General features: G+C 73.0%; 10 protein-coding genes and 2 pseudogenes. 6 read left to right on the forward strand and 6 right to left on the reverse strand.

Features of this window, described 5'->3' with window-relative positions:
* Positions 1 to 61: 61 nt before the first annotated feature.
* The 6 genes from KPF47_RS25150 to KPF47_RS40445 all read right to left on the reverse strand — a co-directional run bounded on the left by KPF47_RS25150 (position 62) and on the right by KPF47_RS40445 (position 8,030).
* Complete coding sequence (locus KPF47_RS25150) at positions 62 to 3,517, reverse strand: non-ribosomal peptide synthetase (RefSeq protein WP_224391250.1); 3,456 nt, start codon at positions 3,515 to 3,517, stop codon at positions 62 to 64.
* A gap of 35 nt (positions 3,518 to 3,552) precedes the next feature.
* Complete coding sequence (panD, locus tag KPF47_RS25155; RefSeq protein ID WP_224391325.1) at positions 3,553 to 3,960, reverse strand: aspartate 1-decarboxylase; 408 nt, start codon at positions 3,958 to 3,960, stop codon at positions 3,553 to 3,555.
* Positions 3,961 to 4,028: 68 nt separating this feature from the next.
* The gene (locus tag KPF47_RS25160; protein WP_224391251.1) at positions 4,029 to 4,238 is read right to left on the reverse strand and encodes an MbtH family protein; all 210 of its coding nucleotides are present in this window, start codon (positions 4,236 to 4,238) and stop codon (positions 4,029 to 4,031) included.
* A gap of 33 nt (positions 4,239 to 4,271) precedes the next feature.
* On the reverse strand, positions 4,272 to 5,684 hold the full coding sequence (locus KPF47_RS25165; protein ID WP_224391252.1) for a lysine N(6)-hydroxylase/L-ornithine N(5)-oxygenase family protein: 1,413 nt from the start codon (positions 5,682 to 5,684) through the stop codon (positions 4,272 to 4,274).
* Positions 5,685 to 6,000: 316 nt separating this feature from the next.
* The gene (locus tag KPF47_RS25170) at positions 6,001 to 6,942 is read right to left on the reverse strand and encodes an iron-siderophore ABC transporter substrate-binding protein (protein ID WP_224391253.1); all 942 of its coding nucleotides are present in this window, start codon (positions 6,940 to 6,942) and stop codon (positions 6,001 to 6,003) included.
* Between the two features lie 416 nt (positions 6,943 to 7,358).
* A complete protein-coding gene (locus KPF47_RS40445) occupies positions 7,359 to 8,030 on the reverse strand; it encodes a GntR family transcriptional regulator (RefSeq protein ID WP_224391254.1) in 672 nt (223 codons plus the stop codon).
* A 206-nt stretch (positions 8,031 to 8,236) separates the two neighbouring features.
* On the opposite strand from KPF47_RS40445, the gene KPF47_RS25180 reads away from it, so the two are divergent.
* The 6 genes and pseudogenes from KPF47_RS25180 to KPF47_RS41115 form a co-directional block, all read left to right on the forward strand.
* Positions 8,237 to 9,094 carry an IS5 family transposase gene (locus tag KPF47_RS25180; RefSeq protein WP_224390682.1) on the forward strand — a complete coding sequence of 286 codons (858 nt, stop codon included), beginning with the start codon at positions 8,237 to 8,239 and terminating at the stop codon, positions 9,092 to 9,094.
* 157 nt (positions 9,095 to 9,251) lie between these two features.
* Complete coding sequence (locus KPF47_RS25185) at positions 9,252 to 10,430, forward strand: CaiB/BaiF CoA-transferase family protein (RefSeq protein WP_224391326.1); 1,179 nt, start codon at positions 9,252 to 9,254, stop codon at positions 10,428 to 10,430.
* A complete protein-coding gene (locus KPF47_RS25190) occupies positions 10,427 to 11,248 on the forward strand; it encodes a CoA ester lyase (protein ID WP_224391255.1) in 822 nt (273 codons plus the stop codon). Before KPF47_RS25185 ends, KPF47_RS25190 begins: the two co-directional genes overlap by 4 nt.
* 59 nt (positions 11,249 to 11,307) lie before the next feature.
* Positions 11,308 to 12,657 (forward strand): annotated as a pseudogene (locus tag KPF47_RS25195) (TRAP transporter large permease subunit).
* A gap of 35 nt (positions 12,658 to 12,692) precedes the next feature.
* Positions 12,693 to 12,956, forward strand: a complete 264-nt coding sequence (locus tag KPF47_RS25200) for a hypothetical protein (protein WP_224391256.1) — start codon at positions 12,693 to 12,695, stop codon at positions 12,954 to 12,956.
* A gap of 51 nt (positions 12,957 to 13,007) precedes the next feature.
* A pseudogene (locus KPF47_RS41115) lies at positions 13,008 to 13,553 on the forward strand (diguanylate cyclase); the annotation flags it as partial.
* Between the last annotated feature and the right edge of the window lie 70 nt (positions 13,554 to 13,623).

Genomic DNA, 13,623 nt, shown 5'->3' on the forward strand with positions numbered 1-13,623 from the left:
CGGATGGGTGCGGTCGTTCGGGGTGCGGGCGGCGGCGGGGCTCGGCCGCGCGGACGGTGGCCTACCGGTCGGCCAGTGCCCGGTCGAGGTCGTCCTCGGCGAGCGACTCGATCTCGTCGACGACCTCGGCGACGGCGTCGACACGCTCGGGCTCCGACTCGCGCAGGGCCCGGCACAGCTCCCGCACCGTGGGGTGGGCGAACACCGTGCGCGCGGACACGGCGTCGGTGTCGAGCAGCTCCCGCAGCTGCGAGACGATCACCGTGACCAGCACCGAGTCCCCGCCCAGGGCGAACAGCGGCGTCTCGACGCCGCCCGGGCCGTCGTGCTCGAGCACCTGCGCCCACACCCGGGCCACCACCCGTTCCAGCGCGGAGTCGGGCTCGACCCGGTCCGCGCCGGCCGAGACCCGCTCGGCGACGGCGGCCCGCACGGCCCGGCGGTCGATCTTCCCGTTCGTGGTCAGCGGCACCCGGTCCAGCGCGACGACGGCCCGCGGGACCATGTGCGGCGGCAGCGCCTCCGGGAGCGCGGCCGCGACCGTGTCGGGGTCGGCGGTGCCGTGCACCGCGACCGCGAGCACCGCGTCACCGACCACGACGGCGACCGCGCGGGCGACCCCGTCGAGCGCGGCGGTGGCGGCCTCCACCTCTCCCAGCTCGACCCGGAACCCGTTGAGCTTGACCTGGTCGTCGCGGCGGCCGAGGAACTCCACGGTGCCGTCGGCCCGGTAGCGGGCGAGGTCCCCGGTGCGGTACCAGCGCCGCCCGTCGAGGGTCAGGAAGCGGTCCGCGGACCGGTCCGGGTCACCGCGGTAGCCGTGGGCCACCCCGGCACCCCCGATCCACAGCTCGCCGGGCACGTGGTCGGGTGCGTCGCGGCCGAGATGGTCGACGACGCGCAGCGCGACCCCGTCCAGCGGGGTGCCGTAGGGCACGCACCGCCAGTCCGGGTCGACGGCACCGGGGCCCTCGCCGACCTCGGTGACGGTGGAGTGGATCGCGGTCTCGGTCGTGCCGCCGAGTCCGGCGAAGCCGCAGCCGGGCACCCGCTCGCGCAGCCGCCCGGGCAGGTCGGTGCCCACCCGGTCGCCGCCGAGCAGGACCTGGCGCAGGGTGTCGCCGAGGTCGTGCCCGGTGGCCAGCAGCGCGTCGAGCAGCGCCGGCACGCAGTTGAGGATCGTGACGCCGTGCTCGCGGACCGCGCGCGCCCAGTGGTCGGGGTCGCGCTGGGCGCCCTCGGGCACGACGACGGCGGCACCGCCGGTGCCCAGCACCGCGAACAGGTCGAACACCGACAGGTCGAAGTCGAGCGCGGAGACCGTGAGCGTCCGGTCGTCGCTCCCGATCCGGTAGCGGCGGACCAGGTCGTCGAGGGTGGCGACGGCGGCGCGGTGCGGCACCTCGACACCCTTCGGCTCGCCGGTGGAGCCCGAGGTGAACAGCAGGTAGGCGGCCTGATCCGGGTCGGGGGCGGCCGCCTCGGGCAGTGGCGCGTGCGCCAGGAGCTCGGCGAGGGTGACGCGGTCCTCCCCCGGCTCGGCGGTGATCGCCCACCGGTGCCCGGACACCGCGCGGATCCGCTCGACCCGGGCGGACGGCTGCTCCACGCCCAGCGGCACGTAGGTGCCGCCCGCGGCGAGCACCCCGAGCACCGCGACGACCTGCTCCGGTCCGCGCGGCAGCGTCACCGCGACCGGCTCGCCCGCAGCGACGCCGCGCTCGCGCAGCCCGGCCGCGACCCGCAGTGCCCGGTCGGCCAGCTCGGCGTGTCCCAGCACGGTGGAGCCGGCGACGACGGCCGGGGCGTCCCCGCGGGCGGCGGCGCCGGTGAAGAAGTCGTGGTGCAGCGGCCGCGCCGGTGGCAGCTCGGCGGTGGTGTTGACGCGCTCGCGCACGGCGAGCTGGTCGGCGGGCAGCAGCGCCGGGACGGGCACGGACCAGGTCCGCTCCTCCCCCAGGCCACGGACGAGCCGGCTGAACGCGGCGAACATGGCCTCGCCGACGCCGTCGGGCAGCAGGTCCGCGCGGACGTCCCAGTTGACCAGGATCTCCCCGCCGACCTCGGTGATCTGCGCGTCGAGCAGGACCTGCGGCCCCTGCGAGATCATCCACACCGGGTCGCCGAACAGGTCCCGTGCCCGCTCGTCGAACAGCTCGCCGAGGTTCAGCCCGCTGGTGAACACCACCGGCGCCAGTACCTGCTCGCCCGCGCGGCGGCCGATGTCGCGCAGCACCTCGACGCCGGAGAAGGCGGCGTGCTCGGCGTCGGAGTGCAGCCGGTGCTGGACGGCGCGCGCCCGCTCCAGGAACGTCGCGGGGCTCGTGAGGTCGACCTCGAGCAGGACCGACCCCGTGAAGTCGCCGACGACCCGGTCGATGTCGGGGTGCACCGGGTCGCGGTCGAACAGCGGGACGTTCACCACGAACCGGGGTTGCGCGCTCCACGCGCCGACGACCTCGGCGTAGGCGGTGGCGATGACGGCGGCGGCGGTCAGGCCGTGCCGGCGGCACGCCGCGAACACCGCGTCCCGCTCGTCGCCGGCCAGGGTGAACGCGAGCCGCTGCGCGCGCGGGCGGCCGGTGCCGTGCTCCAGGGCCGGCAGCTCGGGCGCACCGGGCAGCTCCGCGGCGCGGCCCTCCCAGTAGGCACGGGCGGCCTCGGACGCGGCCCGGCGTGCACCCGGCCTGGCCTGCAGGTACTCCCGGTAGGTGACGCCGACCGGCTCGGTCTCGGGCGCGTCGAGGCGGTGGGCGTAGCAGTGGGCCAGGTCGGCGAGCAGCACCCGGAAGCTGACGGCGTCGGCGGCGACCATGTCCACGTCGACGTGCAGCCGGGCCCCGTCGGGCAGCAGGCTCACCGCGACCCGGAACACCTCGCCGCGCTCGATCGCGAGCATCTCGTGCGACATCGCGTCCCGGGTCCCGGCCAGGCGCTCCGCGCGCTCGGCGTCGGACACCGCGCGCAGGTCGTGCACGGTGGGCGCGCCCTGGCCTGCGGCGGGCAGGATCTCCTGGCGGCCGTTGTCGGTGATGCGGGCGCGCAGCATCGGGTGCCGGTCGACGAGCCGGCGCAGCGCGGCGGCCAGCCGGTCGGGGTCGAGACCGGGCCCGTCGAACTCCAGGTACAGGTGCGGAGCCACCCCGCCCAGGGGCTGGGCGGGGTCGCGGCCCGCCCAGTACGCGTGCTGGAGCAGGGCGAGCCCGAACTCGGCGGCACCGTCGGTCCCGGTCGGCTCCGCGGCTCCGGCGGGCTGCTCGTCGCGGGCGCCGGTCGGCGCGTCCTCGTCGGGACGGCGCGCCAGCAGCGCGGCCCACGCCGCGACGGTCGGGCGGGCGGCGAGGTCGCCGAACCCCACGTCGAACCCGTCGTCGCGCCAGCGCGAGACCAGGCGCATGAGCGCGATGGACTGCAGGCCGAGCTCGAACAGGTCGTCGTCGTCGCCGACGTCCTCGGGCTCCTCGTCGACGAGGTCGGCGATCAGCGCACGGAGCTCGTCGGTGGACACGGGGCTCATCAGGGGTGCTCCTCCTGCACGGTGGGGCGGACGGCTCAGCGACCGGCGAACTGGTCGAGGGCTCCCGGCACCGGCGCGGCGGGGTCGGTGTCGAGCTCGACGATCCGGTTGTGGCCGTCGACGTGGACGACACGCGGCAGGTGGTCGGCCACCGCGGACTCCGGGACCTGCTGGTAGGCGACGATGATCGTGAGGTCGCCCGGGTGCACCAGGTGGGCCGCGGCCCCGTTCACCCCGATCACGCCGGTACCGCGCTCACCGGTGATCACGTAGGTCTCGAGGCGGTTGCCGTTGTCGATGTCGAGGACCTGGACCTTCTCGCCCTCGACCAGCCCGGCCGCGTCCATCAGGTCCTCGTCGACGGTCAGCGAACCGACGTAGTGCAGGTCGGCCTGGGTGACCGTGGCGCGGTGGATCTTGCCGCTGAGCAGCGTGCGGTACACCTGCGGGACGACATCGGCGAGGCCGGACATGGGGGTTCCTTCCGTTTCGGGGTGAGGGTGTGGGCCGGTCAGGCGGTGCGCTCGACCAGGCTGCGCGGACGCAGGTCGGTCCAGTTCTGCTCGACGTGTGCGAGGCAGGACGCGCGGTCGGCCGGACCGTGCGCGACCTGCCAGCCCGCGGGGACGGCGGCGAACGCGGGCCACAGGGAGTACTGGCCCTCGTCGTTGACCAGGGCGTGGAACGTCCCGGTCTCGTCGTCGAACGGGTTCACGGACATGGCTGTCTCCTCTGTCGTCGGAGTGGGGTCGGGTCAGCGCGCGACGCGACCGGCGGGGAGCGGGTCGGACCGGTCGGCGCCGGCGGGCGGCGGTGGACCGGGGTCGGTCCCGGCCGCGGCCAGCGACGCGACGATCTCGCCGGAGCGCACCGCGGTGTTGGACAGCAGGGTCGAGGTGATGCCGTGCGTGTGCTCGGTCGGGCCCAGGACGTAGATGCCGGCGTGCACCGGCGTGCCGTCGGCGAGCGCAGTGGTGTCGAGCCGGTAGTCACGGCGGATCTCGAGGCGCCCCGCCGGGTCCCGCAGGCAGGCGGCGGGCAGCCCGCCCCCGAGCAGGTCCAGTGGTGCGGCGGGGCGGTAGCCGGTCGCGTAGACCACCGCGTCCGCGGTGATGACCTCACGCGAACCGTCGATCAGCGACTCCACCGCCAACTCCACCCGGTCCCCGACATCCACCACATCGGCCACCCGCGACACGTTCCGGAAACGCAACCGCTCGGTCCCCGCGACCCGCTCGTGATAGTGCGTCCGGTACAGACCCTCGATCAACTCCGGATCGACCACCGAGTAGTTCGTGTTCGCGTGATAACCCAGGATCCGGTCCTTCACCTCCTCCGGCGCGGCGAAGAAATCGTCCACCGCCCCCGGATCGAAGATCCGGTTGGCAAACGACGTGTCATCAGCAGGGCTGTAGCCGTAACGGGCGAACACCGCATGCACCTCCGCACCCGGGAACGTACGGTGCAGATGCTCCACGGTCTCCGCAGCACTCTGCCCCGCACCGACCACGGCGAACCGGGACGGCGCGGACCCGGCCATCCCGCCGGTGCGGAACAGCAGATCGCGGTTGTGCCAGATCCGGTCGCCGGTGACGACGCCGTCCGGCAGCACCGGAACCATGCCGCAGGCGAGGACGACGTTGCGGGTCCGGATCCGGCGGGCGCCGCCCGCGTCCGTGCGCACGACGACGTCGAACAGCTCGACCGGGCCGGTGTCCCGCACGGGGAGGATCTCCAGCACCTCGGTCGCGTAGCTCACGGAGACCTCGGAACCGGCCCGCTCGACCCGACCCGCGGCCCACTCGAGGTAGTCGTGGAACTCCCGGCGCGTGGGGAAGCTGCTGCCGTAGTTGATGAAGTCGGCGAGCCGGCCGCGGTCGTGCAGGTAGGACAGGAAGGAGTAGGCACTCCGGGGATCACGCAGAGTCACCAGGTCCTTGAGGTACGAGACCTGCATCGTGGCGGCCTGGAGGAGCATCCCGCGGTGCCACCCGAACGCCTCCTGGCGCTCGACGAAGCAGCCGGTCATCCGGCCCTCACCGGTCACCGACGCGTTGCGCTCGAGCAGGGCGATCGCGACGCCCAGGTTGGACGGCCCGAAACCGACGCCCAGGACGTCGACAATCTCCTGGTCGGTGCCGGTTCGCACGCCAACGGGGTCGGCCATCACAGTCCTTTTCACACGGTCGGCTATCCATCTCTAAGGCGAGGCTAACTTGAGCACACGGGCTGCCGTTCCGCCTAGAGAGTGACATCACGCAGAACCCCCACACCGCCCGAAACCGCACGTCGGAGCGCCGCCCCGTACGCATCGTCACCCGTTCGGGTTACACTACTCAGCGTCAGCGTTACGCCAGGGTGGTGTGACGAATGTCGGTCGCTCCACCCGGTTCGACCGGGCCCCGGCCGGCGGACGAACCCTCCGCACACGACAGCGGACGGCGCCGGGCAACCGGCACCGTCCGCTGTGGACGGGCAGGGAACTACCGGGACACGGCCTCCGACAGGCGCGGGGCGATCCGGTCGACGATCCACGGGATCGACAGCGGGGACGGGTTGCGCAGACCGATGAACTCGTCGTAGTCGTAGGTCACGACAGCTCCGCGCTGCACCACCGGCAGCCGCTCGAACAACGGGTTCCGTTCCAGGGTCGTGCGCGCCTCGGTGTCGCCGCCGTCGAAGAGGACGAGGGCGTCGGCGTCGAGCGAGGCGATCTGCTCGGCGGAGAGCTGCACCCCGAACGACTCCCCCTTCGGCAGCGCGAGGATCTGCGGCGACAGCGACAGACCCAGTGCGGCGGGCACCGAGTTCATCGCGTCGTCCGGGTCGCGCAGCGCGGTCACCGCGCCGGGCTGCACGAAGCCGAAGGTGTAGGTGGCGCCCTGCAGGGCCGGGTTCGCGGCCCGCGTCTCGTCGAGCTTCGCCTGCACCTGCCCGATGACCCGCTCGGCGTCGGCCGGGCGGCCGAGCGCCGTCGCGAGCTGCGTCGTCATCTCCTGCCAGGTGTCCTGGGCCGGACCCTTCTGGTAGCCGATCGTCGGCGCGATCGCGCTGAGCTGCGGGTAGGCCTTCTCCAGGGCGAAGTACCCCGGGGCGAAGATCAGGTCCGGCTGCAGCGCGGCGACCTGCTCGACGTCCACCTCGGTGGCCTCGCCGGTCACGGGGAGCACCTCGACGTCGGAGGCCCCACGGGCCTGCGACGTCCACGGGGAGAGACCGGATTCGCTACCGCTGGAGGAGGCTCCGACGACGGGGGCGTCGAGGGCCAGCGCGACGTCGAACCCGGTGGGCCCGAGGGCCACGATCCGCGTGACACCCGGCGGCACCGTCGTGGTGCCGAGTGCGTGGGTGACCGTGACCGAGCCCTGCGCGGTGTCGGGGGCACCGGACGGCTCGCTGCCACACGCGACGGCCCCGAACAGCATCGCGCCACAGACGGCGGCACCGAGGAAGCCTCGGCGACTTAAGTTAGGCATACCTCGTAAACTACGGTGCCGCGCCGCCTCGGGGAAGATCCGCGGCCGCATCGGTACGGCGCCTCGCGCATCACGACGGTCCGATGAGGACGCACGACGTCCGCCCCCACTCGCGCCGAGGGGCGATGTGCTCCGCGATGGCGCCGGTCCGGTCGGGCGGAGATGTCGATCGGCCCGTCCCCCCGCACGTCGCACGGCATGCCACGGCGCCCGTCGACCGCCACCGGGGCAGACCGGCCACGACCTCGGGGAGGACTCCGCCGGTGCTCGCTGCCCCGATGGTCACTGCCCCGGGCTGCGCCGGAGGGCACGCCGCCGGTCGGACGGGTGGCGCGGGGGTCGGCCCGGAGCCGGCCGACCACCGCTCATCCGGGCGCGCCGCCGGCGCGGTAGGTCCCGGCGAACCGTACGTGGTCGACCATCATCCGTTCCGCGGCGGCGCCGTCGCGGGCGGCGAGCGCGTCGAGGATGCGCTCGTGCACGTCGAGATGGTGGCGCGCGTGCTCGGGATCCAGCCAGAACGAGGCGTCCGCAGGCACCGGGAAGCTGTTGCGCACGGCGCGGACGTGCTCACCGAGGAACGCGGGCCCCCCGATGTCGGCGATGGTCAGGTGCAGGGCCCGGCTGCTCTCACCGAGCCGGTCGTGGCGGCCGGCGCGCTCGTCCTCGACCATCTCGCGGTGCAGGGCGCGCAGCGAGGTCAGCTGCCCGTCGGTGATCCGGTCGGCGGCGAGCCGGGCGCCGAGCCCCTCCACCACCGCGCGCACCTGGTAGTACTCGAGCAGCGCGTCCGGCGACAGGTCGATCACCGTCGCTCCGTGGTTCTGCTCGTACCGGATGAGGCGGTCGTTCTCCAGCCGCCGCAGCGCCTCGCGTACCGGTGTGATGGACACCCCGAGCCGGTCCGCGATCTCGGTGGCACGCAACGGGGTGCCCCCCGGGATGCGCGCGTTGCGCAGGTCGTCGAGCAGCGATCGGTAGACGTAGTCGGCCTTGCTGGTCGGCGGACCGGCACGGTCCGCCACGGGTTCGCCCACGCGATCGCCACCCCTCTCGTGCTCGGCCGACGCTACCCGCCGCGGCCGGGGAATCCGGACGAGGCACCTCTTTCCGGTGCGGCCCCGATGTTATAACTTGTAAGAGCGCCCGGCAAATGAGGTCGTGGGGGTGTCGTTGCAGGTAGAGGCACGGACCTCGGGTGATCATCGGATTGCTGATGTCCTGATGATCGCCTGGAGGGTCCGTGCCTCTATTGCCAGAATCGCTGATCGACCCCCTCTGGGTCGAGTTCGCTGCCCTGATCGAGGCAGAGCGGCGCCCGGAGTTCGACCCGGCCCATCCGTGGGGATGTCACCGCCGCCGTATCCCCGACCGCCTGGTGTTCGAGCACGTGCTCGCGGCGTTGGTGCACGGCAGCGGCTACGAACGCATCGCCACCCCCGGCTGCTCGGACCGCACGATCCGCCGCCGTCTCGCCCAGTGGGCCGCCGCCGGCGTCGGGGAGCAGGTCCTTCGGGCCGCGCTGGCCGGCTATGACCAGATGATCGGTCTCGACCTCGACGATCTGTCTGCCGACGGAGCGATCACCAAGGCTCCCTGCGGTGGCGAGGTCGCCGGCTGTAACCCGGTCGACCGGGGCAAACAGGGCACCAAACGCTCCGTGGTCTGCGACGGTGCGGGGATCCCGCTGCACCTGATCAGCGCCCGCGCCAATGACCACGACTCGCCGTTGCTGAAACCGACCCTGATCGGGATCTACGACATGATCGGGCCGCTGCCCGAGCGACCGTGCCTGCACCTGGACCGGGGCTATGACTCAGGCAAGACCCGCGATCTGCTCGAACGACTCGGGTTCGACGCACAGATCGCCACCAAGGGCCGGCCCGCCCCGATCCAGGTCGGTAAGCGGTGGCCGGTCGAGCGCACCCATTCCTGGATGAACGGCTACGGCAAGCTCCGCCGGTTCACCGATCGCCGGAAGATCATCGTCGAGTTCTACCTCAACCTCGCCGCCGCACTCACCGTGATCCGCAGACTGATCAACGCGGCCCGCAACCGCTACCGCTGGCCGGATAGGCCCACCACCCGCCGGCTGCGGTAACGATCAATTGCCGGACGCTCTAAGAGGTCGTTTCAGAACGACTTGTCGAGTTTCCATTGACCCCTCGACGACAGATCAAACGGCAGGTCAGATAGCCGCTTGTCGTCTACAACAGACACGTCGACCTCGTTCTGAAATGACCTCTAAATGAGGCCCCCTGTCGTCGCTGCGCGTCGTCGATGCCGCCACGCTGTTCGCCGGCCCCTCGGCCGCCGCGCTGCTCGGAGACTTCGGCGCGGACGTGGTCAAGATCGAGCACCCCCGTCGGCCCGACCCGAGCCGCGGACACGGTCCCGCGAAGGACGGGGTCGGGCTGTGGTGGAAGTCGATCTCGCGCAACAAGCGCACGATCGCGGTGGACCTGTCGGTCGCCGAGGGCCAGCGGGTCCTGCGCGATCTGCTCGTCGACGCCGACGTGCTCGTCGAGAACTTCCGGCCCGGCACCCTGGAGCGGTGGGGCCTGGGCCCCGAGGACCTCCTCGAGCTCAACCCGAGGCTGATCATGGCGCGGATGACCGGGTTCGGACAGTTCGGGCCGATGTCCGCCCGCCCGGGGTTCGGCACACTGGCCGAGGCCATGAGCGGGTTCGCCGCGGCCACCGGCGAGCCCGACGGGCCGCCGGTGCTGCCCCCGCTCGCCCTGGCCGACGGCGTCGCCGGCATCAGCATGGCCTACGCCATCATGGTCGCGGTCCAGGCCCGCACCGGGACGGGGCGCGGACAGGTGATCGACATGGCCATCATCGAGCCACTGCTGAGCCTGCTCGGCCCGCAGGTCACCGCCTACCAGGCGCTCGGTGTGCTGCCGGCGCGCACCGGGAACCGGTCGGCGAGCAACGCCCCGCGCAACACCTACCGCACCCGCGACGGCCGATGGGTCGCGGTGTCCACGAGCGCCCAGTCCGTCGCCGAACGGGTCATGCACCTGGTCGGGCGGCCCGACGTCGTCGAGCAGCCCTGGTTCGCCACCGGCCAGGGCCGGGTCGCCCACGTCGAGGAACTCGACGCCGCCGTCGCCGGATGGATCGCCGCCCGCGACACCGACGAGGTGCTCGCCGCCTTCGAGCGGGCGGAGGCGGCGATCGCGCTGGTGTACGACGCCTCCGACATCGTCAAGGACCCCCAGTACCAGGCCCTCGGCAGCTTCGTGGACCTGCCCGACCCCGAGCTCGGCGAGGTGACTGTGCAGAACGTGACCTTCCGCCTCTCCGACACCCCCGGCGAGGTGCGCTGGCCGGGCCCGGCCACCGGCAGGCACACCGACGAGGTCCTCACCGGGCTCGGCTACGACACCGAACGCATCGCGACCCTGCGCACCTCCGGAGCCGTGGCGTGAACGCTCCTCTGACCTGGCTCTACGTGCCCGGCGACCGCCCGGAGCGATTCGCGAAGGCGGCGGCGAGCGGTGCCGACGTGGTCGTGGTCGACCTCGAGGACGCCGTCGCCGCCCCGGACAAGGTCCGAGCCCGTTCGACGGTGGCCGACTACCTGACCACGGTTCCCGACGGCCCGACGGTCCACGTCCGGATCAACGACGGCGCCCTCGGCCGCGACGACGTCGCCGTCCTCGCCGGGCTGCCGGGGCTGGGCGGGCTGCGGGTACCGAAGGTGGACTCGACCGACACGCTGGACGCGCTCGACGCCGTCCTGCCGGACCGGGTCCGCCTCTGGCCGCTCGTGGAGTCGGCTCGCGGGTGTGCCGCGATCGACGCGATCGCGGCACACCACCGTGTCGCGGGCATCGCCCTCGGCGAGCAGGATCTCGCCGCGACGTTGCACCTGGGGTCCGACACCGCGCTGGACCACCTGCGGCTGCGGGCCGTCCTCTCCGCGGCCGCCGCCGGGCTGCCCGCACCGCCGATGTCGGTGCACCCCCATGTCCGTGACGACGACAGCCTGCTCCGGTCGACCCGTCACGGCCGCGCTCTCGGGCTGTTCGGGCGGTCGGTCATCCACCCGCGCCAGGTGCCCGTCGTACGGGCCGCATTCGCCCCCACCGCCGGCGAGACCACGTGGGCGCACGCCGTCGTCGAGGCCGCGGGCCGTCCCGACGCCCGTGGCGCGATCGCACTGCCCGACGGCACCTTCGTCGACCGGCCGATCGTCGACCGCGCCCGCACCGTCCTGGCCCTGGCCGCCCGCACCGCGGTCTGAGCGCCACCGTCACCGGGCAGCACGATGCTGCCTCACGCCCTCGTTACGAAGGAGTACCCATGGGCGTCGCCGTCTGGGCCCTGCTCACCTACATCTGCGTCATCGTCGTCTGGAACGCCGCACTGGGACGCAACATCGGCGAGGCGATGCTGCTCGGCTTCGTGGTCGTGTGCCTGTTCGGCGGCGGCGACGCGCTCGCGGTAGCCGGGACCGGCCTGTTCGACGCGGCCTCCGAGGAGGTCGTGTTCGCCGCGCTCGCCTTCGTGTTCATGGGCTACCTGCTCACCGAGCTCGGGCTGATCGACCGGCAGGTCTCGCTGCTCAACGCCGTGTTTGGCCGCGTCCGTGGTGGCGCAGGTTACGTCTCCACCGCCGCGGCCGCGCTGCTCGGCGGGCCGGCGGGCTCCGGATCCGGCATCGCCGCCTCGGTCGGGTCGGTCACCATCCCGTGGATGATCCGGTCCCGCTGACGCCCCGACCTGGCCGCCGGTCTCGTCGCCGGCAACGCCGGGCTCGGCATCTCGATCCCACCCAGCTCGTCGATGTTCCTGCTGTTGGGCTCCGCGGCCGTGGCTCCCGTCCTCACCGCCGACCAGCTCCTCGTCGGGGCGTTCGTCGGTGGCCTCTGGACGGTGCTGTACCGCTTCCTCGTCGTGTTCGTCTGGGTGCGGCGGCACAAGATCGACGCCATGGACCCCGAGCACATCCTCCCGTTCGCCGCCGCCTGGCGGCAGGGCTGGACCTCGTTGCTGGTCTACACCGGCATCGCGATCCCGGTGTTCCTGACCCTCGACAGCGGCCAGGCGCTCCTGGCCGGCCTGATCGGCCCCGACGCGGCGGGCCGGATCAGCATCATCGTCTGGATCCCGGTCCTCATGATCCTCGGCTCGCTGCTCGTCGCGTGGCGACGCCTCCCCCGCTCCGCGAGCGGCTGGAACGACCTGCTGGCCGCCATGGTCCCGCGCTACGCCGTCATCGGCGCCACCCTGTTCTTCGCCTTCGCCGCGGCCGCCTCGCTCGGCGAGCTCGGGCTGGTCGAGCAGCTGTCCGCGCTGATGAACGGCATCGACGCCCCGCAGTTCGTCATCGCCGCCCTGGTCGGGCTGCTCATCGTCGTCGTGTCCGCGCCGCTGACCGGAACCGCGACCGTCGCCGCCGTCGGCGGCGTCAGCTTCAGCGCGCTGCTCGCGGTCGGGGTGAACCCGGTCGCCGCCGCGGTGGCCATCCTCATCTTCGCGTCCACCGAAGGCGCCTCCCCACCCGGAGCTGCCCCGATCTACATCGCCAGCGGCATCGCCGGTGTCGACCCCGCCCGGCTGTTCCTGCGGCTGATCGTGTGGTTCGTGCTGCCGATCCTGCTCATCGGTGTGCTCGTCGCGACCGGCCTGCTGCCGCTCTTCGTCGTCTGACCCACCACGAACCGCCCCACGATCGGAGCCCTCCCGTGACCGACACCGCCCCCGGCCCCCGTGACCACCTCCACCGCGGACTGCTGCCCGTGTTCACGGCAGGCCTGGTCACCTTCCTCCTGCTCGGCGTCGCCGTGGTGGGGGTACAGGCCGTCGGCATACTCATCGCCGACGGACCGCTGGTGGAGGGCGTGGTCGGTGTGCTCGGTCTGCCGATGACCGTCGTCGCCACCGGCACCGGGCTCCTCGGCTTCGCGATGTCCTATCTCGCCCCGTCGTCCGCACCGGTCGAGGACTGAGCAGGCGGGCCGTCGGGCCCGGGCCGACCGCCTCGGGGAACGCAGCACGACGTGCACGATCACCCGACGCACGGACCTCTGTTCCTCGTCGTCCGTCTCGACCAGCGCGACGCCACAGCCGACCGCCTGCGGCACGACGCCCTGGAGGACCTGCGGCGCGCCGCCGACACCGACGGGCTGACCGGTCTGCCCAACCGCCGCCGGTTCGACCGGGATCTCACCGCAGCGTGGCAGTCCGCGGCCGTCCGCGGCGAGCCGTTGTCCCTGCTCATCCTCGACGTCGACGAGTTCAAGTCCTACAACGACCGCTTCGGCCACCCCGCCGGTGACCGCGTTCTCGTCGTGGTCGCCGCGGCGATCCGATCGACCCTGCGGTCCCCGACGCACCTGCCCGCCCGCTACGGCGGCGAGGAGTTCGTCGTGCTGCTCCCCCGCGCCGACATCGCCGAGGCGAGCCGGGTCGCCGAGCGCATCCGGCAGGCGGTGAGCGCACTCGCCGTCATCCACGACAGGTCTGCCCACGGCACCCTGAGCATCAGCGTGGGGGCGGCGAGTACGCGACCCGACGACCGACGCGCCGACCACTTCGGCCTGCTGGCCGAGGCCGATGCCGCGCTCTACCGCGCCAAGCGTGCAGGCCGCAACCGGGTGGAGCGCGCCCGACGCA

The organism is Pseudonocardia sp. ICBG1293, from assembly GCF_020131355.1.
GTDB lineage: Bacteria > Actinomycetota > Actinomycetes > Mycobacteriales > Pseudonocardiaceae > Pseudonocardia.